At 65.6% G+C, this 26022-nt stretch carries 20 protein-coding genes and 1 pseudogene; 9 read left to right on the plus strand and 12 right to left on the minus strand.

What is annotated here, in order from left to right; translation table 11 throughout:
* Positions 1–22 precede the first annotated feature (22 nt).
* From dnaJ to DEBA_RS02310, 5 genes and pseudogenes are all read right to left on the minus strand, one after another.
* The gene (gene dnaJ, locus DEBA_RS02290) at positions 23–1156 is read right to left on the minus strand and encodes a molecular chaperone DnaJ (RefSeq protein ID WP_013257287.1); all 1134 of its coding nucleotides are present in this window, start codon (positions 1154–1156) and stop codon (positions 23–25) included.
* Between the two features lie 228 nt (positions 1157–1384).
* A pseudogene (gene rpoZ, locus DEBA_RS19015) lies at positions 1385–1561 on the minus strand (DNA-directed RNA polymerase subunit omega); the annotation flags it as partial.
* A gap of 239 nt (positions 1562–1800) precedes the next feature.
* Positions 1801–2118: a hypothetical protein gene (locus DEBA_RS02300; RefSeq protein WP_013257289.1), complete on the minus strand. Its 318-nt coding sequence runs from the start codon at positions 2116–2118 to the stop codon at positions 1801–1803.
* 209 nt (positions 2119–2327) lie between these two features.
* Positions 2328–3947: a sigma 54-interacting transcriptional regulator gene (locus DEBA_RS02305; protein ID WP_013257290.1), complete on the minus strand. Its 1620-nt coding sequence runs from the start codon at positions 3945–3947 to the stop codon at positions 2328–2330.
* A 21-nt stretch (positions 3948–3968) separates the two neighbouring features.
* On the minus strand, positions 3969–4622 hold the full coding sequence (locus DEBA_RS02310; protein ID WP_013257291.1) for a hypothetical protein: 654 nt from the start codon (positions 4620–4622) through the stop codon (positions 3969–3971).
* A 188-nt stretch (positions 4623–4810) separates the two neighbouring features.
* On the opposite strand from DEBA_RS02310, the gene DEBA_RS02315 reads away from it, so the two are divergent.
* Positions 4811–6709 carry a S16 family serine protease gene (locus tag DEBA_RS02315; RefSeq protein ID WP_013257292.1) on the plus strand — a complete coding sequence of 633 codons (1899 nt, stop codon included), beginning with the start codon at positions 4811–4813 and terminating at the stop codon, positions 6707–6709.
* A gap of 4 nt (positions 6710–6713) precedes the next feature.
* Here the strand turns inward: DEBA_RS02315 and DEBA_RS02320 are convergent, their stop codons facing one another.
* The 3 genes from DEBA_RS02320 to DEBA_RS02330 form a co-directional block, all read right to left on the minus strand.
* Positions 6714–7193: a VOC family protein gene (locus DEBA_RS02320; RefSeq protein ID WP_013257293.1), complete on the minus strand. Its 480-nt coding sequence runs from the start codon at positions 7191–7193 to the stop codon at positions 6714–6716.
* A gap of 77 nt (positions 7194–7270) precedes the next feature.
* Entirely contained in the window at positions 7271–9223 is a 1953-nt protein-coding gene (locus DEBA_RS02325) for an acetoacetate--CoA ligase (RefSeq protein WP_013257294.1), read from the minus strand.
* A gap of 91 nt (positions 9224–9314) precedes the next feature.
* The gene (locus DEBA_RS02330) at positions 9315–10286 is read right to left on the minus strand and encodes an MBL fold metallo-hydrolase (RefSeq protein WP_013257295.1); all 972 of its coding nucleotides are present in this window, start codon (positions 10284–10286) and stop codon (positions 9315–9317) included.
* 218 nt (positions 10287–10504) lie between these two features.
* On the opposite strand from DEBA_RS02330, the gene DEBA_RS02335 reads away from it, so the two are divergent.
* From DEBA_RS02335 to DEBA_RS16710, 4 genes are all read left to right on the plus strand, one after another.
* A complete protein-coding gene (locus tag DEBA_RS02335; RefSeq protein ID WP_013257296.1) occupies positions 10505–11707 on the plus strand; it encodes an NAD(P)/FAD-dependent oxidoreductase in 1203 nt (400 codons plus the stop codon).
* Positions 11708–11727: 20 nt separating this feature from the next.
* A complete protein-coding gene (locus tag DEBA_RS02340; protein WP_013257297.1) occupies positions 11728–12222 on the plus strand; it encodes a YybH family protein in 495 nt (164 codons plus the stop codon).
* Between the two features lie 84 nt (positions 12223–12306).
* The gene (nudC, locus tag DEBA_RS02345; RefSeq protein WP_013257298.1) at positions 12307–13116 is read left to right on the plus strand and encodes an NAD(+) diphosphatase; all 810 of its coding nucleotides are present in this window, start codon (positions 12307–12309) and stop codon (positions 13114–13116) included.
* A gap of 6 nt (positions 13117–13122) precedes the next feature.
* Positions 13123–13665: an acyl-CoA thioesterase gene (locus tag DEBA_RS16710; RefSeq protein ID WP_013257299.1), complete on the plus strand. Its 543-nt coding sequence runs from the start codon at positions 13123–13125 to the stop codon at positions 13663–13665.
* On the opposite strand, the gene DEBA_RS16715 is transcribed toward DEBA_RS16710, so the two are convergent.
* Positions 13653–15947: a hypothetical protein gene (locus DEBA_RS16715; protein ID WP_148227757.1), complete on the minus strand. Its 2295-nt coding sequence runs from the start codon at positions 15945–15947 to the stop codon at positions 13653–13655. The two genes, DEBA_RS16710 and DEBA_RS16715, sit on opposite strands and share 13 nt — an antisense overlap.
* Positions 15948–16196: 249 nt before the next feature.
* Between DEBA_RS16715 and DEBA_RS17575 the strand changes: the two genes are divergently transcribed.
* The 4 genes from DEBA_RS17575 to DEBA_RS02375 all read left to right on the plus strand — a co-directional run bounded on the left by DEBA_RS17575 (position 16197) and on the right by DEBA_RS02375 (position 21692).
* Entirely contained in the window at positions 16197–17030 is an 834-nt protein-coding gene (locus DEBA_RS17575) for a hypothetical protein (protein ID WP_013257301.1), read from the plus strand.
* A gap of 255 nt (positions 17031–17285) precedes the next feature.
* A complete protein-coding gene (locus DEBA_RS17580; protein WP_245528521.1) occupies positions 17286–18254 on the plus strand; it encodes a hypothetical protein in 969 nt (322 codons plus the stop codon).
* 343 nt (positions 18255–18597) lie between these two features.
* Positions 18598–20817: a TonB-dependent receptor gene (locus tag DEBA_RS02370; RefSeq protein ID WP_187288579.1), complete on the plus strand. Its 2220-nt coding sequence runs from the start codon at positions 18598–18600 to the stop codon at positions 20815–20817.
* Between the two features lie 50 nt (positions 20818–20867).
* Positions 20868–21692, plus strand: a complete 825-nt coding sequence (locus tag DEBA_RS02375; protein WP_013257304.1) for an SAM-dependent methyltransferase — start codon at positions 20868–20870, stop codon at positions 21690–21692.
* Between the two features lie 894 nt (positions 21693–22586).
* Here the strand turns inward: DEBA_RS02375 and DEBA_RS17585 are convergent.
* The 3 genes from DEBA_RS17585 to DEBA_RS02390 all read right to left on the minus strand — a co-directional run bounded on the left by DEBA_RS17585 (position 22587) and on the right by DEBA_RS02390 (position 26019).
* Positions 22587–23411 (minus strand): hypothetical protein, encoded by an 825-nt coding sequence (locus DEBA_RS17585; protein WP_083779079.1) that lies wholly within the window; start codon positions 23409–23411, stop codon positions 22587–22589.
* A 110-nt stretch (positions 23412–23521) separates the two neighbouring features.
* Entirely contained in the window at positions 23522–24280 is a 759-nt protein-coding gene (locus DEBA_RS02385; protein WP_245528522.1) for a hypothetical protein, read from the minus strand.
* A gap of 959 nt (positions 24281–25239) precedes the next feature.
* Positions 25240–26019 (minus strand): prephenate dehydrogenase/arogenate dehydrogenase family protein, encoded by a 780-nt coding sequence (locus DEBA_RS02390; protein WP_013257307.1) that lies wholly within the window; start codon positions 26017–26019, stop codon positions 25240–25242.
* Positions 26020–26022: the final 3 nt, after the last annotated feature.

The raw sequence follows: 26022 nt of genomic DNA on the forward strand, positions 1-26022 counted from the left end.
ACTCTCCGCCGTTGGTTTGGGGTCATTTCAGGCCGAAGATGCGCCGTTTCTTGCGCTCGCCGCCGCTTTCGGCCACGGCTTCCGGCTGGGGCGCGGCCTGCTTGTCGCCCAGGGCGGCGGCCTCCTCCAGCAGTTCGCGCTGGCGCTTGCTCAGGTGGGTCGGCGTGCGCGTGATCAGGCGGACCATCAGGTCGCCACGACGCTGATCGCGCAGATTGGGCATGCCCATGCCCTTGAGGCGCAGCACGTCGCCGTGTTGCGCGCCGGGGCTGATTTTGAGCTCCTGGGGGCCGTCGACGAGGGTCTCGACCAGCACCATCCCGCCCAAGGCCGCCTGGAACATCGAAATTTCCAGCTCGCGGAACAGGTGCGCGCCCTCGCGTTCAAAGACCTTGTGGGGCGGGATGTGGATCTGCACGTAGAGGTCGCCGGGCTCGCCGCCCAGCAAACCGGCCTCGCCCTCGCCGCGCATGCGCAGACGCTGGCCGTGCTCGATGCCCGCCGGGGCCTTGACCGTCAATTGCTTTTCGTGATAAACGCGGCCCCGGCCGCCACAGGCCGGGCAGGGATCGTCGATCTTGCTGCCGGCCCCGCGACAGTCCGGGCAGGTGGTGGCGATGCGGAAAAAGCCCTGGCTGCGCATGACCTGGCCGTGGCCGCCGCAGGTGGGACAGACGCGGGGCGGCTTGCCGCCGGCCTGGCCCAGGCCGCCGCACTGCTCGCAACGCACCTCGCGGCCGGCGGTGAAGGTGGCCTCCTTGCCGCGGGCCGCTTCCTCGAGGGTCAGCTCCAGGTCGTAGCGCAGGTCGTGGCCGCGCTGGGGGCCGCCGCGCCGCGAGGGCCGGCCGCCAAAGCCGAAAAAGCCATCGAAAATGTCGCCAAAGGCGCTGAAGATGTCCTCGACGCCGCCAAAGCCGTTGAAACCGGTGCGCTGCTTGAGGCCGTCGTGGCCGTAGGCGTCGTAGAGCCGGCGCTTTTCCGGGTCGCGCAGCACTTCGTAGGCCTCGGCGCAGGCCTTGAACCTCTCCTCGGCCTCGGGGTCGTCGGGATTGCGGTCGGGGTGGTACTGCATGGCCATCTTGCGATAGGCCTTTTTGATCTCCTCGCCGTCGGCGTCCCTGCTGACTTGCAGGGTCTCGTAGTAGCAGGTCTTCATGGTTCGCTGTCCGGCCAAAAGATTGCGCGCCCGGCCCGCGCCCGGCGCTTATACGGTTTGATCGTCGTCGGGCGTGTCGGCGGCTTGTTCCTGGTTCGTCGTCGGTTCGTCGGCCTGATCGACCGCGACCTCCTGGGCCATGGTGGCGGCCAGGCTGGCCTGGGCCAGGCGGGCGCGCTCCTCGGCCTCGGCCCTGGCGCGGCCCTCTTCGGCTTCCTCGCGGCTGACCGGGTAAACCTGGCCGCCGGCGATCTCGCGCAGGGCCTGAACCACCTCTTTGTTTTTGCTTTCCAACAGCGGCGGAGCGCCGTCGCGCAGTTGGCGCACGCGCTGGGCGGTCATGTGCACCAAGGCGAAACGATTGGGCACGCGCTTGAGGCAGTCCTCGATGGTCACTCGAGCCATGTGCAAGTCCTTTTTGTGGGCCCGGGGCCCGGCTTGGGTGATGGCGGGTAGAAAATAAGCATCGCCCCAAGGCCGCGCAAGCCTCGGGGGCGAGATTTTTCGTGGCGGCCCCATGGCGGAAACCACGCAAGCTATATTTATTACCATCGTCGGCGCGGGCTGTAAACGCCCAAAAAACGGCGCGGCCGCCCAAATCCGGGCCGCCGCGCCGCCCGCGCCGCTTCGCCACGTGCGCGCGCCTACTTTTTCTCGCCGAACTCGTTGGGCACGTTCCAGTGGTCGGCGTCGTTGGGGGCCTGGTGATAGGCCGGCTGCGTTTGTTTTTCCGCCGCGCCGGCCTGGCCTTGCAGCGCCGTGGGCACGTTCCAGTGGTCGGTCTCGCTGGCCACCGTGCCCTCGCCCACCGGCTGCGAGGCCGGGATCGTGCCGCGGTAAGGGGCCGAAGCCACCGGGTCGGGATAGCCGGCCATGGCTTGGCCGCCCACGAACGACAGGCTCAGGCCGCCCACGATCGCCAAGGCGACGGCCGAGGCAAGGATGATCAACAGTTTTTTCATGACGCCCTCCGTGATCGGCATGGATCGTTGCTGACGCATCCCGTCAATGCAGGGGACGTGCCACGGAGGTTTATTGGCCGAAACACCAATTAGAACGAAGTGTTGTTGTCTGGCGGGCGTTCGCGGGCGTTTGTTGTGTCATTCCAAAATGGAATTGTTAGCTTGTTATTGTTTCCAAAATGGTAAATTGGGCCAAAATGGTGGGGTTTTCAGCCCATATCCCACTGCTTCAGCCGTCGCCACAGCGTGTTGACCCCGATGCCCAGCATGCGCGCCGCTTGCGAGCGGTTGCCGCCGGTGGCTTGCAGCACCAGCTTGGTGTAGCGGCGCAGCAACTCGTCCTGGTTGGGCATGTCGCCGGCCAGCCAGTCGGCCGCGCCGACCGCGCCGCCCACGGCCTGGGGCAGGTGCTCGGGCTGGATCAGCTCGTTGCCGGCCAGGATCACCGCGTGCTCCACGGCGTTTTCCAGCTCGCGCACGTTGCCCGGCCAGGCGTGGGCCTCCATCTTGCGCACCGTGGCCGGGGCCAGGCCGGGGTGGCCGGGGGCCAGTTTTTCCAGAAAATGCCGCGCCAGCAGCAGGATATCCTCCCGCCGCTGGCGCAGGGGCGGCGCCACCAGCGGAAAAACGGCCAGGCGATAGTAGAGATCCTCGCGCAGGCGGCCGGCGCTGACCATCTCGGCCAGGTCGCGGTTGCTGGCGGCGATGATGCGGGCGCGCACGGGCCGACTCTTCAGGCCGCCCACGGGGCGGATTTCTTTTTCTTGCAGGGCCCGCAGCAGCTTGGCCTGCAACTCCAGGGGCAGTTCGCCTATCTCGTCCAGAAAAACCGTGCCCTGGCCGGCCTCCAGGAAAAGCCCAGGCTTGTCGGCCTCGGCCCCGGTGAAAGCGCCCTTGACGTGGCCGAACAGTTCCGACTCCAAAAGCGTCGCCGGCAGGGCCGCGCAGTTGATGGCCAAAAAAGGCTCGGCCTGGCGACCCGAACGCTGGTGGATAAAGCGGGCCAGAACCTCCTTGCCCACGCCGCTCTCGCCGCCGATGAGCACCGTGCTGGCGGTGGGGGCGACCTTGGCCGCCAGGGCCAGCACCTGGCCCATGGCCTTGCTGCGATGCAACACGCCGCCAGCGGTCACTTCCGCCGGCCGCAGGCGGGCCAGTTCGGCCTGTTTGGCGGCCAGGTCGCGTTGGGCCGCGGCCAGGCGCTGGCGCAGGCGGGCCATGTCGTCATCGAGCCGCTCCAGCGAAAAACGCCGCCGCAACTCGGCCGGATCCACGCCCCAGTCGGCGATGGGCCGACCCTCGTAGGCGCAGTGGTCGTGGCCCTGGGCCTGGCAGTAAAGCTCCTGCACCCAGATTTCCTGGCCCAGGGCCACGCTGGCCAGGCCACTGGCCAGGCCGCTGAGCAAACCGCACACCGGCCGATCGGACGGCCCGAGGCCTTCCAACTGGAGCTGGGCCTCGAAAGACTGCCGCCAGCGGCCACGGAAGCAGCGCAAGCCACCGGCGGGCTCCAGGATCAACTCGTCCAACTCGGCCACGGCCACGCCGGCCATGGCGCAGGCGGCCACGCCGGCCCGCAGCAGTTCCTCCCGCGAATCCCAGTCGTAGTTGTCGGCCAGGACCAGCCCCAGCGCCAGACCGTTTTCATAGCCCATGCGGGTGAAAATGGCCTCGACCAGCTCGAGGTCCAGGCCCTGGATCATCTCTTGGTTGACCCGACCCAGGGCCCCCAGGCCGATCATCATCAGGCGGTTGTCGTTGATCACGGGAAAGCCCGTGGACGCGTCGCGCTGGATCAATTCGGCCAGGCGGAAATCCGCGGCGCGCACGGCGAGCCCTCCCCGCCGCCGCTAGCGGCGGGCCAGCTCCAGGGACTTGAGCATGGCGTCCATGACGTCCTGGGCCAGGGAGGTGCTCTGGGCCGGGCAATAGGCCTGAAGCATCAGGTTGGCCCCGGGCATCAGCACGGTGTGGATGTCGAACTGCTGGCCGCTGGCGCGGTCGGTCATGGAGGCGACGATGTAGCGGCACTGGATGTTGGCGTAGGTCACCGCGCCCTCGCTTTTGATCTGGGCGCCCATCTGCTGGAGGTTGCCGGTCATGGCCTGATCGGTGGCCTGAAAGAGCTGGGCGTTCATGGTGGCGCTGAGGGTCAGGTTGATGTTGGCCCCGGGCATGGCGAAGTTGTAGGTGGCCACCGTGCCGGTCATGCCTTGGGGCAGGTTGAGGCGAAACTGGCCCATGGCGTCGGTGAACCGCTGGCCGGGCTGAACCTGCTGCTGCTGCTGGGGCTGCTGCTGATATGGCTGTTGATATTGGGGTTGCTGCTGAGGTTGCTGCTGGGTGTTGCCGCCCACGGCGGGATAGGGCGATTGGGGGGTGGTCGGGGCCTGGTTGTAGCCGCCGAAGGGGTTGCCGACCTGGGCCAGGGCCAAGCCGCCGAGAATCAAACCGAGGGCGACGGCCAGGGCCGTGAGGATGATTTTGCGAGCTGCCGCGCGCATGGGACGCCTCCGAAAAACCTGGAACGATTACCGTCAAACTCCGCCCGCCGCCGGGCCGGATTCGGTCATTTTAGCACAACGAAAACGGGCCGAAAGACGTTTGTTGGCCGCAAGCAACGGCTTTGCCGCCGGCCGACGTTGTGCTAACATCAGTGGGCCTGCCGGGAGCCGTCGCGAGGAGCGTTGTCATGCCGCATTTTCTGTCCAGCCGTCGTTGGGGATTTTTTGTGGCCGTGGTCGTGGCCCTGGCCTGCTTGGCCGCGCCGCCCGCCGCCCAGGCCGACCAGACGCGCAAGGTCTGGCCGTTGTTCTACGGGACCGACGATGAAGGCAAGCCGACCGGCCGCGCCATGGAGATGACCGTGGGCCTGGCCCCCTCCAACGTGGGCGAGGCGCGGGTGGGCTTTTTCGAATCGGAGTTCATGGGCGCCGGCGAACAGTGGCGCGCCGCCGGTTGGATGGCCTCGGTGGTCTCGGCGCTCTACGCCGGCAAGCCGCCCTCGCTGTGGCGCGTCTATTTCGACGTGCCCGGCAACATCGACGGCCCCTCGGCCGGCGGACTGATGACCAGCACCGTCCTGTCGCTGGTGCTGGGCCAGCCCATGCTGCCCGATGTGACCATGACCGGCACCATCAACCCCGACGGCTCCATCGGCCCGGTGGGAGGCATCTACTACAAGCTGGCCGGGGCCAAGGCCGCCGGCATGCGCAAGGTGCTCATCCCCGCCGGCGGCTCCACCGAAAAGCTGGGCGACGGCAAGAGCGCCGACCTGATCGCCCGCGGTCGTGAACTGGGGCTCCAGGTCGTGCCCGTGGCCGACGTGGCCGAGGCCTACCAGCACCTCACCGGCCGAGCCCTGGCCACCCTGCCCGACGACGGCCGCGCCTTCCGCCTGCCCACCCGCACCAACGAGGCCCTGCAAAACTCCTATCGCCGCTGGGCCGCCAAATACGACGAAGCCACCGCCAACATGCGCGCCAACAGCGCCGCCGTGCCCAAGCGCTTCCACCCCAGGCTGCAAAAAATCTGGGATTCCGCCCAGGCCCAGCGGGCCAAGGCTCAGGCCGCCCTCAACCAGGGCGCGCCCAGCGCGGCCATGCAATTGATGTACGGCGCGGCCGTCACCGCCGACATCGGGGCCTACCTCTGCCACCTCTACATCGGCCACGACCGCGGCGGCGTGGACGGCATGGCCCGCGTGCTGAGCGGATTTCTGATCAGCGACCAGTTTCTGAATCAGTTTCGGGCCAAGCTGAGCGCCCAGCGGGCCCACAGCGTCACCGACCTGATCACCCTGGCCGAGGCCTTCGCCTACTACGACGCCGCCGTGGGCGTGCATTTCAACTCCGGGATGATCCTCGGCCGGCTGCAAAAGGAAAAAGACCCCGAGAAGGTCTTCGTGATCCTGGAGCAGGCCACCCTGGGCGAGGCCATGGCCCGCAATTTCAGCCACTTCGTCGACGACCTGCTCCACATGGGCATGCGCTACCCCGGCCCCAAGCTGCCTGCGGGCAAAGCCCTGGCCGACTGGGCCCAGGCCATGCGCCTGGCCGCCGGCGGCAACCTGGGCTACATCAAAAAAGCCATCATCGAGCCGGCCGCCGAGGAACTGGGCGTGGCCCCGGCCGTGCTGATGAACAAGGTGCTGGGCAACGACTATCATTACCTGCTGGCCAACGCCACCTACTTCGCCTCGCAGGCCATGGCCGGCGGCATGCCCGACGACACCAGCAAGGGCGCGGCCTTGCTGGGCGGCTCGGTGGCCTCCTTCGGGCTGTCGTCGATGGTGGTGGCCAAGTACTACAGCCTGGGGGCCCAGACCAACGCCGAGGGCGAACTGGTCAAGCTGGGCGACCCCGGCCGCCTGGAGCCCATGCTCGGCTCGGCCAGGGCCCAACTGCGCCAGGTGATCCTGGCCGCCCAGGCCCAGGGCTGCACGCCCATCGTGCCGATCTTTCACCTTCAGACGGCCGACTACATGGCCCGGGCCGACATGAGCCTCTCCGACCGCCTCACCGGCATGGGCGAATGCTGGATGGGCTCGACCTTCGGCCGGCTGATGACCGCCCTGGGCCGCCGGCCCTGAAAGGCTACTGCTCGGCCATGTAACGCACGATGGCCACGTCCATGGACGTGCGCCGGGCCACGTCTTCCAGGCTCAGGCCCTGGCCCAGCAGGCGACGCACCACCAGCGGCAAGGGCTCGGCCAACTCGACGATGTGGCCGTCGGGGTCTTTGAAGCGGGCCGTCATCTGGGCCCACGGGGCCTCGGTCAGGCCGTGGATGACCTCCACGCCGGCCACGGCCAGGGCCTGGCAGTCTTGTTCCAGGGTTTCGCTCTCGAAATAGAGCTCCAGATTGGCCCGGCCCATGGCCTGGGCCCCGGCCTCCGGCCCGCCGAAGATCACCTCGTGGGCGTGGTCCTTTTGCCAGATGGAAAAACCGCCGGCAAAGGCCACGTGGGGGCCGTTGTCCATCTCCACCGCCTGGCCCAGCAGGCCCTCGTAGAATTGGCGCGAGCGCGCCACGTCGGCCACCATAATGGCCGCGCCCATGAATTTCATCGCCATTTTTCGCTCCGGGCAAGGTTTTAAACTAGACGCAAGTCTAGCTTAATCCGCCAGCCGCGCCAAGCGAAAAAAACGCCCTACTCGGCAAGCTCGGGTCGATCGGCGAAAAGGGCCAGGGCCTGGGGGTTGGCCAGGGCGTCCTTGTTGGTCACCGGCCGGCCCTCGATGACGTTGCGCACGGCCATTTCCACCTTTTTGCCGCTGATGGTGTAGGGAATATCGTCGACGGCCAGAATCTTGGCCGGCACGTGGCGCGGCGTGGTGTTCTGGCGGATGCGCGTGGCGATGGCCTGGGCCGTGGCCTGATCCAGTTGGTGGCCGGGGGCCATCTTGACAAACAAGATCACCCGCTCGTCGCCGCGCCACCGCTGGCCCACCACCAGGCTGTCGGCCACCTGGGCCAAGCCCTCTACCTGGCGGTAGATCTCGGCCGTGCCGATGCGCACGCCGCCGGGGTTGAGCGTGGCGTCGCTACGGCCGTGGATGATCACGCCGCCCTCGGGGGTCATCTCGCAATAATCGCCGTGATGCCACACGCCGGCGAAACGCCGGAAATAAGCGCTCTGATATTTTTCGTCGTCGGGATCGTTCCAAAAGCCCACCGGCATCGACGGGAAGGGCTTGACGCAGACCAATTCGCCCTTTTGGCCCCACAGCGCCCGGCCGTTTTCGTCCCAGGCCTGCACGGCCATGCCCAGGCCCGGCGCCTGCAACTGGCCGGGGTAGACCGGGCCGATGGGGTTGCCGCCGGCGAAACAACTGATGATGTCGGTGCCGCCGCTGATGGAGCTAAGGCACATGTCGGCCTTGATGTTTTGGTAGGCCCAATCGAACTGCTCCGGGGCCAGGGGCGAGCCGGTGGAGAGCACGGCCTTGAGCCGGCCCAGGTCAAAGGCCTCGGCCGGGCGCAGGCCGCTTTTTTCCAGGGCGGCCAGATAGCGGGCCGAGGTTCCGAAAACGCTGACGCCTTCTTCCTGGCTCATGCGCCACAACACCTCCGGGCCGGGGTGAAAGGGGCTGCCGTCGTAGAGGGCCACGGCCGCGCCCACGGCCAGGGCGCTGACCAGCCAGTTCCACATCATCCAGCCGCAGGTGGTGAAGTAAAACAGCGTGTCGTCGGCCGTGAGGTCGCATTGCAGGGCGTGCTCCTTGAGGTGTTGGAGCAATGTGCCGCCCGCGCCGTGGACGATGCACTTGGGCGCGCCGGTGGTGCCGGAGCTGTACATAATGTAGAGCGGATGGTCGAATGGCAGTTGGGCGAAGGCCGGCGGGCCGTCGCCGTGGCCGGCCACGAAGTCGTCGTAGGCGATGGCCTTGGGCGCGGCCGAGAGGTCGGGCGCGTCGGTCATGTAGGGCGCGACGACGATGCGTTCCAGCGAATCGATGCGCGCGCCGACCAGGGCCGCCCGCTCCAGGCAGTCGAAGCGCTTGCCGCCGTAGGGGTAGCCGTCGGCGCAGAGCATGACCTTGGGCCGGATCTGGCCAAAACGGTCCATGACCCCCTGGAAGCCGAAATCCGGGCTGCACGACGACCAGATGGCCCCCAAACTGGCCGTGGCCAGCATGCCGATGACGGTCTCGGGGATGTTGGGCATGAAGCCGGCCACGCGGTCGCCGGGGCCCACGCCCACCGCGGCCAGGGCCCGGCTCAGGCGGCCGGAGGCGGCCAGCAACTGGGCCCGGCTCAGGCGGCGCTGGTGGCCAATTTCGTTGCAAAAGATCAGCGCCGGGCGGTCGTCGGGCTGGCGCAGCAGGTTTTCGGCAAAGTTGAGCCGCGCGCCCACGAACCACCTGGCCCCGGGCATGGCCTCGGGGTTTTGCGTCACCGCCTCGGCCGGCCGGCTGGCGCGAACCTCGCAGAAATCCCAGACCGCCCGCCAGAAATCGGCCCGCTGGTCGATGGACCAGGCGTGCAGGGCGGCGTAGCCCGCCAAATCCAGGCCGTGGCGCTGGTTGACAAAGGCGATGAAACGGCTGAGATTGGCCCGGGCGACGCGCTCGGGCGAGGGGGTCCACAGCGGCGTGGGCATGACGCTATTTCCTCGGCAAAGGGGTTGGCGGCCGGCGGCGCGCCCGGTTGGGGGCCGCCGGCCTTGTTTTTTTCGCCGCCGCGGCGCCGGCTCAGGCGGCTATTTCAAAGATGGTCAGGCCGCCCTCGTCCAGGCGGTCGATCTCGCCACGGCGCTCCAGGTAGCGCAGGTGCGAGAGGGCCTCGGCCTGGGCGAACCACTTCTGGGCCAGGGGAAAGTCTTCCCACGAGTCGCACTTGATGTCCCAAGTCATGCGGGCGGCCACCTGGAAGGCGTCCAGCGGCCCGCCGCGCAGGGCCTCGAAGGCCTCCTCCACCCGCCGGGCGTGGTGGGCCCTCAGCTCGTCGATGCGCGCGCGGTGGTCGTTCCACAGGCGACGGTGGCCAGGGGCGACCAGGGCCACGTCCAGGGCGGCGGTCTTTTCCAGGCTGGCCAGATAATCGCCCAAGGGGTTGGCGTCGTCGCTCATGCACTGGATATTTGGCGTGATGTCGATGAGCAGGTGATCGCCGGCGACCAGCAGCCGCGCGGCGGGATCATACAGGCACAGATGGCCCGGCGTGTGGCCGGGGGTGTGCAGCGCCCGCAGGCGATAGTCGCCATAGGCTATCTCGTCGCCATCGGCCAAAATGGTCATCGCCGGGATGCGCGGCGAATGAAAATGCTTGCCCGGATGCTTTTCGATGGCCGGCCGCAGGGTGTCGGCCGGAAAGCCGTTGCGGGCCGAATACTCGATGACGCTCTCCCAGCCCAGGCCCGAGTTCAGGATATCGGCGTCGGGCTGGTTGAAATAGACCAGCGACTCCGGCCCGGCCATGGCCCCCACCAGGCCGAAATGATCGGCGTGCAGGTGGGTGATGAAATAGTCGGCCCCGGCCGGCGCCACGCCGATCTCGGCCAGGCCGGCCTCCAGGGCCTGGCGGCACTCCGGGCGGTTGAGGCCGGTGTCGACCACCAGGCTGCGCTGGTCGGACTTGAACACGTAGGAGTTGAGATACTTCAGCGGGCTTTCGGGCAGGGTCACCTTGATGCGAAATACGCCGGGCATGATTTCTTCGGGCACGGTCAACGTCCTTTCCGTGGGTCGGAGCCATGTCTCCGCCCGCATAGTCACATTGTAGCTACCGAGCGCGGTAAGTCAAGCCCCCAGCCAGCCCGCGCCGGCAAAAACACCTTGACAACACCGGCGCGAAAAGGCCGGATGGTTTATAGTCAAGCATCGACACATAATGGATAACACGGTTTGGGCCCCTGAACCGGCATTTTTTGTGGGAGGCGATCATGGCCAGGTACGTGATCATCGGCAACGGCGTGGCCGGCGCGACGGCCGCCGAAAAAATTTTGGCCGCCAAGTCAGGGGCCCAGCTAACGATTTTCACCTCGGAAGACGCGCCTTTTTATTATCGGCCGCGCCTGCCCGAGTTCATCGCCGGCCAGAGCGAGCTGGCCAAGTTCACCCTGCATGACGCGGCCCATTACGCCCAGCGCGGGGTCGATCTGCGCCTGGCGACGACGGTCGCCTCGGTCGATCCGGCGGCCCGGGTCGTCCATGACGCGGCGGGTGGGGCGGTGGCCTATGACGAGTTGCTCCTGGCCTGCGGGGCTCGGCCGTTCATCCCGCCGGTGGCCGGGGCCGACAAGGCCGGCGTGACGGCCCTGCGCGACATTGCCGACGCCCGGCGCATCGTCGAGATGGCCGGCCAGAGCCAAGAGGTCGTGCTGGTGGGCGGTGGACTGCTGGGCCTGGAGGCCGGCGCGGCCCTGGTCCGCCTGGGCCTGAAGGCGCGGGTGGTGGAGTTTTTCGAGCGCCTGCTGCCCCGCCAGATGGACGCCCGTGGCGCGGCCAAGCTGCAAGCCCACCTGGAGGCCATGGGCTTCGAGTTTTATCTGGGCCAAAAAGCCAAGGAGATCACCGGCCAGGCCAAGGCCGACGGCCTGCTGTTGGAAAGCGGCCAGCACCTGCCCGGCGGGCTTATTTTGTTCTCGGCGGGCGTGCGGCCCAACCTGGACCTGGCCCGCCAGATGGGCCTGGACATCGGCCAGGCCGTCAAGGTTGACGACCGCATGGCCACCGACATGCCCGGCGTCTGGGCGGCCGGCGACGTGGCCGAACATCGCGGGCGCTATTACGGCGTCTGGCCGGCGGCCCAGGCCCAGGGCGCGGTGGCCGGGGCCAACATGGCCGGCGGCCACGAGCTTTACCAGGGCACGATCGTCTCCAACGCGCTCAAGGTCGTCGGCGTCGACCTGGTCGCCGGCGGCGACATCGACGCCGAGGGCAAGCTGCCGGCGGCCGTTTTCGAAGACGAGCGCGTCTATCGCAAGATCGTCCTGGACGAAGGCCAGATCAAGGGCTTTATTTTCTATGGCCAGGCCCAGGGCGCGCGCCAGTGCCAAAAAGCCATGGAGCAGGGGCGCGACGTCGCCGAACACGCCCAGGCCATGACCGCCAAGGATTTCGATTTCGACCGCCTGCTGGGCTGAATCATCACGAGGAAAACACCATGCGCGCCTCACGCTGGCTTTGCCTGCTGCTGGCGGCGGCCCTGCTCGGCCTGGGCTCCGGCCCGGCCCTGGCCGACGCCCGCAGCGAGATAAAAGACTTTCTGCGGCGGCACAACGGCCGCTATCAACTGGCCGACGCCCCGGCCCTGCTGGGCCTGCTGGCCCAACACCCCGACGCCGTCTCCATCGGCCCCGGCCCGGGCCAGACCTTTCGCGGCCGCCAGGCCATCCAGGGCGCGTTGCTGCTGGGCCTGGCCCTGGTGCGGGCCGTGGACGTGCGCTTTGCCGACAACATGGTCATCAGCCCCCGGGGCGATCTGGCCTGGCTGGGCGGCGAGCTACGTCTGCGGGCCCAGACCCACGACGGCCGGATCGTCGACGCGCCGGCCCGCCTCAGCGCCGTGTTGGTGCGCGAAAACGGCCAGTGGCGGCTGTTCCAGGCCAGCGCCAACCTGCCGCCGGAGCTTTCGGCCCCGCCGCCGGCCCGCCGCTGAGCCGCCGGACGCCTGGCCGGGGGCGGCCCGGCCGTGCTATGCTCGGGGCGTGAGGTTTTTTTCGATCATCCGACGAGGTTTGGCATGAGCGCGCGTCTCAGCGGCCCGGCCGACGGCCCGGCGTATTGGTTCATTTTCAGCGGCCCCAAGCTGCTTTTGCGCGGCGGCCCCACCATCGAGGCCCCTTTCGTGGCCGCGCCCGAGGCGCTGGGCCTGGCTCTCGAACAAATCATGGCCCTGGGCCAATTTCTGGGCCGGCCGGCCTTTTGCGCCCAGGCCGCCGCCGACGCCCCCGCGCCAGAGGGCATGTTCTGGCGCATCCTGCTGGGCCTGGACCAAAAAGCCGGGCCGGAGCTTTTCTGGAAGGCCGGCGAGGCCCTCTACGCCCAGCACTGGCTGCGCCGCAGCCGTCACTGCGGTCTCTGCGGCGGCCCGACCAGCCTCGCCCCCGACGAGGAGCCCCTGGTCATGCGCTGCCAGCACTGCGGCGGGCTGCATTATCCCCGGCTTTCGCCGGCGGTGATCGTGGCCATCGAGCACGAGGGCCGCATTCTTTTGGCCAACAACCGCCGGCATCCGCCGCAATGGTTCAGCGTGCTGGCCGGCTTCGTGGCCCCGGGCGAGAGCCTGGAGCACGCCGTGCAACGCGAGGTGGCCGAGGAGGTGGGCCTGGCGGTGGCGGATATCGAATATTTCGGCTCGCAACCCTGGCCCTTTCCCGATTCGCTGATGGTCGCCTTTCGCTGCCGGGCGTTGGACGACCAAATCCGCGTAGACGGCAAGGAGATCGGCGAGGCCCGCTGGTTCGCGCCGCCGCACATGCCCTCGCGGCCCCACGGCGTGACCATCGCCGCCCGCCTGATCGACGACTATCTGGCCCGCCACGGAGGCTGAAAAAGCATGTATGTCTGGCTGCGCCTGGCGCGCATGGCCCTTGGCGCGCCGTTGAAAAAGCGCCTGGCCCCCCTGGAGACCGCCACGATCGGCTTTGTCACCGGCCCCCAGGACATCGACCCCTATCTGCACATGAACAACGGCCGTTATCTGACGATCATGGACGTGGGGCGCATCGACCTGCTGATCCGCGCGGGCCTGTGGAAGGCCTGCCGGAGCCGAGGCTGGCGGCCGATGATGCTGGCCTCGACGGTGCGCTTTTTGCGGCCGCTGGGCCTGTGGTCGCGCTTTACGCAGACCAGCCGCATCGTGGGTTGGGATCGCACCGTCCTGTTCATCGACCAGGGCTTTGTTTGCCAAGGCCGCCTGGCCACCCGCTGCCTGGCGGCCATGGTCGTCCACGATCCGGCGGCCGGCCGGCGGGTCAACATCGACGAGCTATTGGCCGCCATGGGCCACCACGACCCCTCGCCGGCCCTGCCGCCCGAGCTGGACGCCTGGCGGCAATGGCTGGAAAGCGCCGGCCGGGCCGACGCTCAGGCCACGTAGCGGCCGCCGGCGATGCGCCGCAGGCGCTGATCGATCAGCCGGGCCAGTTCTTCCATGCTTTCGTTGTCGCCCATGACGTTGCCGTGCACCTCCACGTGGAGGCTGACGTTCTGGGCGCTGGGCGGGGCCTGGCCGCTGCGGTTGATTTCTTGCAGCAGGGGCAGGGTCTGGGCGTTGACGCTGGCGCGGCGGATGACGGCCTCGCCCCGTTGCAGGATGGCCGGGGTTTCGTCGGGCAGCAGCCCGCCGTGGTGGCGCGGCCAGGACTCCACGCCGACCAACCCGCCGTCGTGATAGACGCCAAAGCCGCCGGCCATGGATTCGATCACCACGCCGTCCAGGCCGTTTTGGGCCGAGTTGGCGGCCTGGGCCACGTCGGCGAGCTGGCCGGCCAGGTCTTGGGCGCTGGCGGCCGCGCCCTGTAAGAGGTTTTGGTAGTCGAGCCAGCCGCTGTCGAAGCTGGCGTCGTTGGCGAAGCTCAGGGCCTCGGCCAGGCCGAGGAACGAGTCGGTGGAGCTGTCGGTGGAGGTTTCGACCACCTTGATGGTGTTGTCCAGGCTGCCAAAGGCGGTCCGGGCGTTGGCCAGTTGGGCGCTAAGTTCGGCCGAGCCGCCGCTGGCCTGGTTCATGGCGGCGAAGAGGTTGTCGACCCGGCTGGTCAGGCTTTCGGCCTGGGTTTGATCCAGGCCCATGGCTTGGCCCAGGGCGGTCAGTTGCGCGCCGGCCTGTTCGGCGCCCAGCGCGCCGCTTTGCAGGGCGGCCCAGAGGGTTTCGGCCTGGGCGGCGAACTGTTGGGCTTGTTCGAAGGCCAGGCCGGTCTGGCCGGCGGCGCGGGCGATGGCCTCGCCCATGCCCACGGCGGCCAAGCGCACGTCGCCGGCGGTGGTGGCCATGGCCGCGACGACTTGGTTCATGGTCTGGCCCGAGGTGGCCAGGGCGTCGATCTGGGCCTGGGAAAGGCCCATCTCGCTGGCCATGCGCCAGATGGCCTCGCCGGCCTGGTTGTATGTCTCCAGGTCGTGGTTCAGCGAGGTGGAGATGTTATCCAGGGCCTGGGAGAATTGATCGCTGATGAGCTGGGCGTCGAACATGGCCGCTTCCATGGGCCCCAGGGCCTGGGTCATGGCGCGGATATCCTCGGTGTCCCAGCCGGCGTAGGCGGCCAGGGAGCCGGCGCCGCTGTCGCTGGTCATCCACGAAAGCACCGCCGCGCCGGTTTGATCGCCGGCCGACAGCGATTCCAGGCCGGCCCGCACCGAGGCTTGGGCGTCCTGGGCGGTGTAGGGGCTGTTGGTTTCGCCGAAGATGCTCTCGATAACGGCGGAGATGGGGCCTGTTTCGCCCATGATCGCCGCCACCAACTCGCCGATGGCAAAGGGCGCGGCCAAGACGGCGGTCGTGCCCATGGCCCCCAGTCCGCCGGCGCTGGCCGCGGCGGAGGTGGAGGCCGCCGTGGCGGCGCTCCCGCCGGAGAGGGCGGCCTCGAAAGCGGCGGTGGCCTCGGCGATGGCGGCGGCTTCGGCCCCTGGACCGGCGGCCATGAGGGCGGCCGTGACGGCGTCGGCGGCGGCGGCCGTGGATGCGGCGGCCGTGCCGGCGGCGTTGGTGGCGCTGGCCATGGTGGACAAGCCGCCCGAGAACGCCGACTCGATGGAGGCGGAGGCTTCGGCCATGGCGGAGGAAAAGGCGGCGCTGGCCGCGTCGGCGGCGCTCGTGGAAATGGCGATGTTGGTGGCGGCGCTGGAGGCGGCGGCCGTGGCGGCGCTCCCGCCGGAGAGGGCGGCCTCGAAGGCGGTGACGGCCTCGGTGATGGCGGTGGCTTCGGCCCACGGCCCGGCGGCCACAAGGGCGCTGGTGACGGCGTCGGCGACGGCCGTGCCGGTGAGGGCGGCTTCGAAAGCGGCGGCGGCCTCGGTGATGGCGGCCGCGCCGGCGGCGGTCGCGCCGGCGGCCGACGAACCAAGGCCCAACCACGAGCCTACGTTGGAAACCAGCGTATTCAGGCCCAAGGTTTTACTCACCGAAGCCAGCAGGCCCTTGCCGGTGAACAGGTCGACCGCGCCGTCGAACAACCCGTAGACCGAGGACAACGCCGACGCGCCGACGTTTTTGAGCATTCCGCCGAGCCAATCGCCCAGGGGGCTGAACAGGCTCTTGAGCGCGCCGCCCAGCGAATCGACGATGCGGGTGGCTATCTCGCCCAGGATGTCGTCGAACAGGGAGGTGACGACCTTGCCCATGCCGCTCCAGGTCGTCTCCCAAATTCCCTTGATTTTATCCATCTCTCCATTGAATATGGCCGAGAGCGTGCCCTGGACCGCGGTGGTGCTTACCTTGTTGAGGCTGACGCCCAGGTTTTCAAAGGGCTTTTCTGTTAGTTTGGCGACATAGTCAGTGATTGTTTTTATTTGTTCAGCTACAATTTTTCGAATATCATTGTCTGGCTTAATTGAGACACTATACGTGATATCTTGATCCATTGCGTACCTCCAAATGTGGAAACTAATACCGTTATTGCGGGGGGAGAAACAATGATGAGCAACAAGAAAATGCGACAAAATAATTCCAGAGCAAGGCGGAGGATTCTGGAAAACAGCGGCTGGTTCGTGGCCGGGATGCTGGCCATGGCGTTGGTTTGGTTGCAGCTTGGCGCGCGACCCGGCGTGGCCGCCGACCCTGAAGGGGTGATCACGGCGCAAAGCTTTCGCTTGGTTGATGATAACGGCGTGGTGCGCGGCGTGTTGGGCTTCAGCCGAGAAGAATATCCAATGTTGGTGTTGTGTGATAACACAGGTAACAAACAAGCAATTGTATGTTCCGAGCCTGACGGGCCATCGATATATCTTGAAAGTGCTGATTACAAGCCTATGGTAATTATTAAAGCGGCGCACGACGAAGGACCGCAAGTTTTTTTGATGGGCAAAAAGCCAGGTTCGGTTGCTTCATTATCGAATATGACAGAACCGACATTGGCTTTGAGCTACGCCAGCGACGGCCCCATGTTGGGGCTTTCCACCAATGAAGTTCAGGCGGCCATGGCCATCAATGGTGGCCCCGGCAAAGGCGAGATCGGCCTGGCGGTCAAGCACGATGTTGGCTCGCTGATCTTCATGAACAACGGCCGGGATAACGGCCAGTTGGCCCTTGGCGTGACGCCGCGCTGGACCAGCGTCATGGCCAAGGACGGCGACGACAGCGGGCTGACCCTGGCCGTGCGCAAAAACCGCGCGCCGGCAATGGAGCTGACGGAAAACGGCCGTGCGGTGTGGTCGGCCCTGGGCGGCGGCGCGGTGGATGACGCGGAAATGCGCGGGCTGTTCGGCGGCGCGGGATCGTGGCTTAATTTCGACAAGCTGTTCAAATAGATAGCGCATAAAACAAACCGGGCCGGCACCCGGCCAGGCAGAGCGGGTCGAGTAGGCCAGCTAACACCTACCCTCGGTGGCTCCCGGTGCGAGGCCGCTGTCAAAGCAGCCGCGTCCGACTCCTAAGAGCCCCCGCGCCAGCGCCGCGAACGGGCGGCGTGGCCACGGACACCTCGGAGCCCCGAACGCGCTCCAGCGGTCGGAAGGCTATTTTGCGGGGGAGGGGTGGGGCGCGGGGCGGGCGAGGGGGCGGTTTTGTCGCCGCAAAAGAGCCCCCTCCCCGCCCCGCATGGCTTTTGCTTCTCTTTTTCCGCGCATCGTCATTTCATGCGTGCACGATGGCGCTGCTTTCCTCTATTCTTCATCTTGTCTCAAAAACTAAACACCGGGGGAGCTAAAATGACGATTTCGCGGGGCATGGATGCGCTGAAGCGCCTGGAGTTATCGGAAAACGCGCGTTGGTTCGTGGCCGGTCTGCTGGCCATGGCCTTGGTTTGGTTGCAGCTTGGCGCGCGACCCGGCGTGGCCGCCGACCCCGAGGGGGTGATCACGGCGCAAAGCTTTCGCTTGGTTGATGATAACGGCGTGGTGCGCGGCGTGTTGGGCTTCAGCCGAGAAGAATATCCAATGCTAGCTATATGTGACAACACGGGTAGAGAACAGGTGCTGATTGGCTCCGAACCTGATGGACCATCGATATATCTTACAAGTGCGGATTACAAGCCGATGATAACCATCAGAGCGGTGCATGACGAGGGGCCGCGTATTTTTTTGATAGGCAAAAAGCCAGGTTCAGTTGCTTCATTATCGAATATGACAGAACCGACATTGGCTTTGAGCTACGCCAGCGACGGCCCCATGTTGGGGCTTTCCGCCAGCCAAGCACAAGCGGCCATGGCCATCAGTGGCGGCCCCGGCAAAGGCGAGATCGGCCTGGCGGTCAAGCACGACTTTGGCTCGTTGATGTTCATGAACAACGGCCGGGATAACGGCCAGTTGGCCCTTGGCGTGACGCCGCGCTGGACCAGCGTCATGGCCAAGGACGGCGACGACAGCGGGCTGACCCTGGCCGTGCGCAAAAACCGCGCGCCGGCAATGGAGATGACGGAAAACGGCCGTGCGGTGTGGTCGGCCCTGGGCGGCGGCGCGGTGGATGACGCGGAAATGCGCGGGCTGTTCGGCGGCGCGGGCTCGGGGCTTAATTTCGACAAGCTGTTCAAATAGATAGCGCATAAAACAAACCGCGCCGCCCGTGCCGTCGGGGCGGCGCTTTTTCGTTCACTTAATTTGGCATATCAAATAATTTTATACGTTATAACGAATATTATTGACACCTAAAAACAGGCGCTATAGTTTTATTAAAGTTCTTAATATTTCAATTGATTACTAAATTTTGCCTTGCGCCGGCAACAGCGCGCATCACGTGAATCAACCAACCGAACGCCATTGAATCGTGGCAAAGCGGCGGAGTCTCGCCCTTTGGTCAAGCGGCGGAGCATTGCGTCAACACATCGAGACAACAAGGGGGATCAACATGTACGGACGATCAAGGCAACTCATTTCAACCATGGCGCGGCCACGGACGGCCCTGCTGGCGGCATTGTTGGCCGTCTGGCTGGTCGGCGGTTTGGCCTGGGCCCAGCCGGCCGTGGCGGCGACGCCCAGCGCGAGCGTAACCTATGACATTCCGGCCGGGCCGTTGGGCCAGGCGCTGGCGCGTTTTTCCGAACAATCGGGCCTGTCGTTATCTTTTGACCCGGGCCTGACCGCCGGCAAGACCACCGCCGGCCTCAGCGGCTCCCACGCGCCGTTGGACGCCCTGGCCAAACTCTTGGCCGGCAGCGGCCTGCGCGTGGCGGAGGCCGGCGACGGCCGGTTGACCCTGGTCGGTGACGGCAAGCCGTCGACCACCCTGCCGGGCGTCACGGTCACGGGTCAGAGCAGGCAGGACGATCCCACCGTCCACGACATATCCACCGAGGTCTTGCGGCGGACCATGGCCAAGGACGTGGCCGACATTTTCGCCACCGACCCGTCGGTGGCCATTGGCGGTGGCGGCCGCAACGCCCAGCGGCTTTATCTGCGGGGCATCGAAAGCTCCAACCTCAACGTGACCATCGACGGCGCGCGCCAGGGCCGCAGCCTGCACCAGCATCGCGGCGACGCCGGCGGCATCGACCCCGAGATCCTCAAGCGGGTGGAAGTGCGCACCGGCCCGGCCGCCGACAACGGCCCCGGCGCTTTGGGCGGCGGCATCGTCTTCGAGACCGTCGACGCCCAGGACAAGCTCGTCGACGGCAAATCCGTCGGCGCGACCATCCGCGGCGGTTACGCCACGGCCGATGAATCGCTTTTGGGCGGGGCCACGGCCTACGGCGTCTACGACCAGCACTTTGGCCTGCTGGCCCACGTCTCGGGGACCAACTTCGAGGACTATAGCATCGGCGAAGGCGGCCGCGCGCCCAACACCGCCGGCCAGGACCGCGACTACTTCGCCAAATTCAGCATGCTAGACCTCGCCGGCCACAGCCTGCGCCTCAGCGCCGAGCGCAACACCACCGACGGCCATTATGTCTGGGGCAGCACCGGCAGCGACATGGGCTATCCCCTTGACACCTCCGAGATCATCTACGCCGTCTCGCAGCGCGACACCTACACCCTCGACCACCGCTACAACCCGGCCAGTCAGTGGATCGACACCAAGGTCAACCTCTATTTCAACGACAACTCGGTGGACAACCAGAGCGCCGACACCAAGTACCTCAGCCAGGAGACCGGCGGCAGCGCCCGCAACACCTTCACTTTCGATCTGGGGCCCACCGCCCATCGCCTGAGCGTCGGCGGCGACGTGGTGGCCGAGGACAGCATCGGCGAGCTGGCCGATGGCTCGGAAAAAAACAACAAGTCCAGCAACCTCGGCCTGTTCATCCAGGATCGCCTGAGCCTGGGGCCTTTGGGGCTTTCCTTTGGCGCGCGCCTGGATAGCTATGATTCGGACTTCGGGCCCTACAACATCAACGGCACGGAAGTCTCGCCCAACGTGGGGGCCACCTACGAGCTGATCCAGGGCCTGACCGCCTTTGCCAACTACGGCCAGGCCGTGCGTGGCAGCGGCATCATCCCCGGTTCGTGGCTGACCAACATCAACGCCAAGACCGTCTTCAAGATCACCGAGCCCGAGTCCTCACGCCAGATCGACGGTGGCCTGCGCTACCTGCGCGACAGCCTCTTCCTGGCCGACGACCGCTTCAACATCGCGGGCACGGTCTTCAACACCCGCCTGGAAAACAGCATCGAGGCCGTGGGCATGCGAGGCGTCATCAACGAACTGGTCAACGGCGAAACCATCATCGCCAACGGCTGGGAGCTGCGCGCCGGCTGGGGTTTCGGCCCCTTCGACACCACCATGGCCTTCGCCCACGTCGACACCGAGGACGACGACGGCAACCCCATCGGCGTCGTGCGCCGCAAGGCCGCCTCCACCGGCGACAGGTTTGTCTGGGATAACCGCTATCAGCCCATCGAGGGCGTGGTCCTGGGCTACACCCTCACCGCCGTGGGCCGGCTCAAGGACGTGCCCAGCGGCCAGCCCGAGCGGCCCGGCTACGTGTTGCACGCCATCCAGGCCCAGTGGCAGCCGGTCTGGACGCCGGGGCTGACCCTGCAACTGGTGGTCGACAACATCTTTGACGTGCGCTACGCCGATCAGACCAGCATCTACACCACCACCGGCGTGGTCGACGAACCCGGCCGCGACATCCGCCTGGGCTTCACCTATAGCTTCTAAAACGATACGAAACCGCGATTTTTTTAACCGCACGCAACGGAGAGACAACCATGACCAGACACGATATCGCCAAAGGGCTCCACGCCATGCTGTTGGGCCTGATGATTCTGCTGCTGGCCGCCGCCCCGGCCCTGGCCCAAGAGAGCGCCCAAGCCAAGGGCCGGCTCTATCTGGTGGGCCTGGGGGCCGGCGACCCGGACAACATGACCATCCGCGCCCAAAAAACCATCGCCGCCGCCGATGTGATCTTCGCCATGAAAGGCGTGCAAGAACGCTACGCCGACCTGCTGGCCGGCAAAGAACTTCACGAGGCCGGCCACGGCCTGTTCATGAAGAGGAGCCACCGCCTCGTCTCCAACGAGTCCTTCGCCGCCCAGGAGGAAAACGCCCGCAAAGTCATCCGCCAGGCCGTGGCCCAGGGCAAAACCGTGGCCATCCTCGATAACGGCGACCCGATGATCTTTGGCCCCCACGCCGGCTATCTGGAAGAATTCAAGGACTTGAACCCCGAGGTCATACCCGGCCTGTCCAGCTTCAACGCCGCCAACGCCGCCCTGCAAAAAAGCGTGACCAGCGGCAAAAAAAGCCACGCCGCCATCCTCACCGCCGCCATGCGCGACGGCGAAGGTCTGGCCAAGCTGGCCAAAAGCCAGTCGACCATGGTCTTCTTCACCATGCGCCTGGATCTGCCCAAGGTCGTCGAGCAGCTCAAAAAAAGCTATCCCGGCAACACGCCCATGGCCATCGTCTTTCACGCTGGTTCGCGCCAAGAACAAAAAGTGCTGCTCGCTACCCTCGACACCATCGTCGAAAAAGCGGGCGACAAACGCCTGCCCTTCGAACACCTGATCTATATCGGCGATTTTCTAAACTAACCACCAAATCACAACATTGTCAGCGCGGGGGGTCAGAGCCTGGCCTCCCGCGCTCGCCCCGCTTTGGGAGGCCGGGCCCCGGCCCGCGCCGCGATCATTGATTCACCTATCACCGGGAGCCACGGACGGTAGGTGTTAGCCTGGCCTACTCGACCCGCCTTGCCTGGCCGGGCGCCGGCCCGCGCCGCGATCATTGATTCACCTATCACCGGGAGCCACGGACGGTAGGTGTTAGCCTGGCCTACTCGACCCGCCTTGCCTGGCCGGGGGCCGGCCCACCCCCGCAAAATAGCCTTCCGACCGCTGGAGCGCGTTCGGGGCTCCGAGGTGTCCGTGGCCACGCCGCCCGTTCGCGGCGCTGGCGCGGGGGCTCTTAGGAGTCGGACGCGGCTGCTTTGACAGCGGCCTCGCACCGGGAGCCACCGAGGGTAGGTGTTAGCTGGCCTACTCGACCCGCCTTGCCTGGCCGGGGGCCGGCCCGCGCCGCGATCATTGATTCACCTATCACCGGGAGCCACGGACGGTAGGTGTTAGCCTGGCCTACTCGACCCGCCTTGCCTGGCCGGGGGCCGGCCCGCGCCGCGATCATTGATTCACCTATCACCGGGAGCCACGGACGGTAGGTGTCATTCCGGCCTGGTCGACCCGCCTTGCCTGGCCGGGCGCCGGCCCACCCCCGCAAAATAGCCTTCCGACCGCTGGAGCGCGTTCGGGGCTCCGAGGTGTCCGTGGCCACGCCGCCCGTTCGCGGCGCTGGCGCGGGGGCTCTTAGGAGTCGGACGCGGCTGCTTTGACAGCGGCCTCGCACCGGGAGCCACCGAGGGTAGGTGTTAGCTGGCCTACTCGACCCGCTCTGCCTGGCCGGGTGCCGGCCCGGTTTGTTTTATGCGCTATCTATTTGAACAGCTTGTCGAAATTAAGCCACGATCCCGCGCCGCCGAACAGCCCACGCAGTTCCGCGTCATCCACCGAGCCGCCGCCCAGGGCCGACCACACCGCACGGCCGTTTTCCGTCAGCTCCATTGCCGGCGCGCGGTTTTTGCGCACGGCCAGGGTCAGCCCGCTGTCGTCGCCGTCCTTGGCCATGACGCTGGTCCAGCGCGGCGTCACGCCAAGGGCCAACTGGCCGTTATCGCGGCCGTTGTTCATGAACATCAACGAGCCAAAGTCGTGCTTGACCGCCAGGCCGATCTCGCCTTTGCCGGGGCCACCATTGATGGCCATGGCCGCCTGAACTTCATTGGTATTTAGAGAAAGAGAGGGGGCGTTTTCTGCGCAGGTCATATGTATGAGTGGAGCGGTGGTATTGGTGAAACCAAGTACAGAGCCTTTTTTCCTGCCAATCAAAAACATCCTTGGCCCGTCGTGATGGCCTGCTTTTATAGTAATCATTGGAGAAGTATTTTCGTCAAACAAAACAATAGCTGGCCCATCTTTTCTGGGGCTCAACACTATCTGATTTTTACCTTTTTCATCGCACAATAACACCATAGGCACGAAGTCTTCATCAAAAGCCAATGCCCCTCGAAGAACGCCGTTATCATCAACCAAGCGAAAGCTTTGCGCCGTGATCACCCCCTCGGGGTCGGCGGCCACGCCGGGCCGCGCGCCAAGCTGCAACCAAACCAGCGCCATGGCCAGCAGCCCGGCCACGAACCAACGCGCGTTTTCCGATAACTCCAGGCGCTTCAGCGCATCCATGCCCCGCGAAATCGTCATTTTAGCTCTCCCGGTGTTTAGTTTTTGAGACAAGAGAAGAATAGAGGAAAGCCGGCCCGCCATGCACGCGGAAAGTGGCTTTCCTCCAAGATGGTCGTCAGGCTTGTTATCTATTTGAACAGCTTGTCGAAATTAAGCCCCGAGCCCGCGCCGCCGAACAGCCCACGCAGTTCCGCGTCATCCACCGAGCCGCCGCCCAGGGCCGACCACACCGCACGGCCGTTTTCCGTCATCTCCATTGCCGGCGCGCGGTTTTTGCGCACGGCCAGGGTCAGCCCGCTGTCGTCGCCGTCCTTGGCCACGACGCTGGTCCAGCGCGGCGTCACGCCAAGGGCCAACTGGCCGTTATCCCGGCCGTTGTTCATGAACATCAACGAGCCAAAGTCGTGCTTGACCGCCAGGCCGATCTCGCCCTTGCCAGGGCCGCCACTGATCTGAATGACCGATTGATTGCCATGGGCCGCCATCGAAAGCACAGGACCATTAGCGCCGTTTCGCATATGCATCACGGGCGCGTTTGTATTGGCCATGCCAATCACAGTGTCGGTTTTCTTGTTCATAAGCGAAATATACGAGCCAACTCCGTGCACACTTTTTATGAATGCCATGGGTTCCGTATTGGCATCCAGCAAATAAATTACGGGGCCTACTGGTTCAGCGCCCAGCATAAGCTGCTCTCTGCCGTTTGTGTCGCATAACAGCAACATTGGATATTCTTCTCGGCTGAAGCCCAACACGCCGCGCACCACGCCGTTATCATCAACCAAGCGAAAGCTTTGCGCCGTGATTACCCCCTCGGGGTTGGCGGCCACGCCGGGCCGCGCGCCAAGCTGCAACCAAACCAAGGCCATGGCCAGCAGCCCGGCCACGAACCAACGCGCGTTTTCCGATAACTCCAGGCGCTTCAGCGCATCCATGCCCCGCGAAGTCGTCATTTTAGCTCCCCCGGTGTTTAGTTTTTGAGACAAGATGAAGAATAGAGGAAAGCAGCGCCATCGTGCACGCATGAAATGACGATGCGCGGAAAAAGAGAAGAGAAGAAGAAGAGAAGAAGAAGAGAAGAGAGAAGAGAAGAAAAGAAAAGATTAAGAAGGGAAAAAGATGAAGAAGAAGCCATGCGGGGCGGGGAGGGGGCTCTTTACGCTAAACCGCCCCCTCGCCCGCCCCGCGCCCCACCCCACCCCCGCAAAGCAAGGTGGCCGACTTTTAGTTTCGTGTTTGTAGGTATGACGACCATAGGATCGGTCCTGAGCATTGCCGCGCCGCGAAGATTGTTGCCGGTTGCCGGTGGCGTTACTGGAAGCTGACGCGCGGGGCGCGCGCCAGCTACGGCCAAGGTTGGTTGCGCCCGGAAAAAGAAAAGATTTAAGAAAGAAGAAAGAAGAAAGAAGAAAGAAGAACAATAAGCTTCGTCGTCGCGGCTGCTTTGACAGCGGCCTCACACCGGGAGCTACGGAGGGTAGGTGTCATTGCGGCCTACTCGACCCGCCTTGCCTGGCCGGGCACCGGCCCCGCTCTGCCAGGCCAGGCACCGGCCCCGCTCTGCCAGGCCGGGCGCCGGCCCACCGGGAGCTACGGTCAAGGTTGGTTGCGCCCGGAAAAAGGAAAGAGTTAAGAGGGGAAAGGTGCTTTTGTTTATGCCATGAAATTGCGAAGCAATTTCATGGAATGCAAAGCAACAAGATTACCCACGCGGCCGCGCTGCGAAAAGACAATGTGCATGGTTCGATTGCTCCGCAATCGAACCATGTGCTTTTCTTTTTGGAGGGGGGTGCGGGGGGAACCTTTTTCTTTTGTGCCAAAAGAAAAAGGTTCCCCCCGCGCGCGGCTACATGAAAGAGAAGTCCAGATATTTGATGAGGGCGTTTTCGTCGTTATCTTGGATGGCTTGGGTGATGTTGTCGATGGCTTGGCGCAGGGCTTGGGCAGGGGCGAGGGCGTGGGGGTTTTGGGTGGCGAGGTGGGCGTAGAGGCTGGCTGGCTGGGCGGCTTGATTTTGCAGCAGTTGGGCCAGGTGGTTGAACCATGGTCCGGCCATGGGCAGGATGGCCTTCAGGTTGATGTCGGAGTTAGCCAGGGTTTGGCCGAGGGCGGCCACGAGGATATGGCGCAGGCTTTGGACGATGGCCATGAGTTTGTCGTGTTCGGTGGCGGTCAGGCTGACGACGTTGGCGTTTTGGGTGTGGAGGAAATTTTGCAGGCGTTCCAGCCAGGACTGGCCGCGGCCGGGGCAGAGGAAGACGGTTTGGCCGTCGAGGCCGTTGGCGGTTGGCCCGAACAGGGGGTGGCAGCCGACGACCTGGCCGCGGGCGTGGGCCAGCATGGCTTGCAGGGGTGTTTCTTTTAGCGAGCAGAGGTCGACGACCAGGCCGTCTGGCCTGGTCAGGGGGCCCAGTTCGGCCATGACGGTGGTCATCTGGCCCACGGGCACGGCCAGGACGAGCACGTGGCAATTTTGGGCCAGGTCGCGTTCGGCCTGGGCGTGTCGGGAGGCGGCCACGCGCGCCCGACAGCCCAGGCCTTGCAGATAGTCAACCAGCCACCGGCCCATGCGGCCGCTGCCGCCGATTATGCCGATTTCAAAGTCGGCAAAGTCGGATTCCGCCATGGT

This window comes from Desulfarculus baarsii DSM 2075 (assembly GCF_000143965.1).
In the GTDB taxonomy this organism is placed as follows: Bacteria; Desulfobacterota; Desulfarculia; order Desulfarculales; family Desulfarculaceae; genus Desulfarculus; species Desulfarculus baarsii.

Coding starts and splice junctions, on each gene's coding strand:
- DEBA_RS02310 (WP_013257291.1), bottom strand. CDS start 4,622: ATGCGCGCGGCAGCTCGCAAAATCATCCTCACGGCCCTGGCCGTCGCC.
- DEBA_RS02315 (WP_013257292.1), top strand. CDS start 4,811: ATGCCGCATTTTCTGTCCAGCCGTCGTTGGGGATTTTTTGTGGCCGTG.
- DEBA_RS02370 (WP_187288579.1), top strand. CDS start 18,598: ATGGCGCGGCCACGGACGGCCCTGCTGGCGGCATTGTTGGCCGTCTGG.
- DEBA_RS16710 (WP_013257299.1), top strand. CDS start 13,123: ATGTATGTCTGGCTGCGCCTGGCGCGCATGGCCCTTGGCGCGCCGTTG.
- DEBA_RS17585 (WP_083779079.1), bottom strand. CDS start 23,411: ATGACGATTTCGCGGGGCATGGATGCGCTGAAGCGCCTGGAGTTATCG.
- DEBA_RS02320 (WP_013257293.1), bottom strand. CDS start 7,193: ATGGCGATGAAATTCATGGGCGCGGCCATTATGGTGGCCGACGTGGCG.
- DEBA_RS16715 (WP_148227757.1), bottom strand. CDS start 15,947: ATGGATAAAATCAAGGGAATTTGGGAGACGACCTGGAGCGGCATGGGC.
- DEBA_RS02335 (WP_013257296.1), top strand. CDS start 10,505: ATGGCCAGGTACGTGATCATCGGCAACGGCGTGGCCGGCGCGACGGCC.
- nudC (WP_013257298.1), top strand. CDS start 12,307: ATGAGCGCGCGTCTCAGCGGCCCGGCCGACGGCCCGGCGTATTGGTTC.
- DEBA_RS02390 (WP_013257307.1), bottom strand. CDS start 26,019: ATGGCGGAATCCGACTTTGCCGACTTTGAAATCGGCATAATCGGCGGC.
- DEBA_RS17575 (WP_013257301.1), top strand. CDS start 16,197: ATGATGAGCAACAAGAAAATGCGACAAAATAATTCCAGAGCAAGGCGG.
- DEBA_RS02340 (WP_013257297.1), top strand. CDS start 11,728: ATGCGCGCCTCACGCTGGCTTTGCCTGCTGCTGGCGGCGGCCCTGCTC.
- DEBA_RS02325 (WP_013257294.1), bottom strand. CDS start 9,223: ATGCCCACGCCGCTGTGGACCCCCTCGCCCGAGCGCGTCGCCCGGGCC.
- dnaJ (WP_013257287.1), bottom strand. CDS start 1,156: ATGAAGACCTGCTACTACGAGACCCTGCAAGTCAGCAGGGACGCCGAC.
- DEBA_RS02300 (WP_013257289.1), bottom strand. CDS start 2,118: ATGAAAAAACTGTTGATCATCCTTGCCTCGGCCGTCGCCTTGGCGATC.
- DEBA_RS02375 (WP_013257304.1), top strand. CDS start 20,868: ATGACCAGACACGATATCGCCAAAGGGCTCCACGCCATGCTGTTGGGC.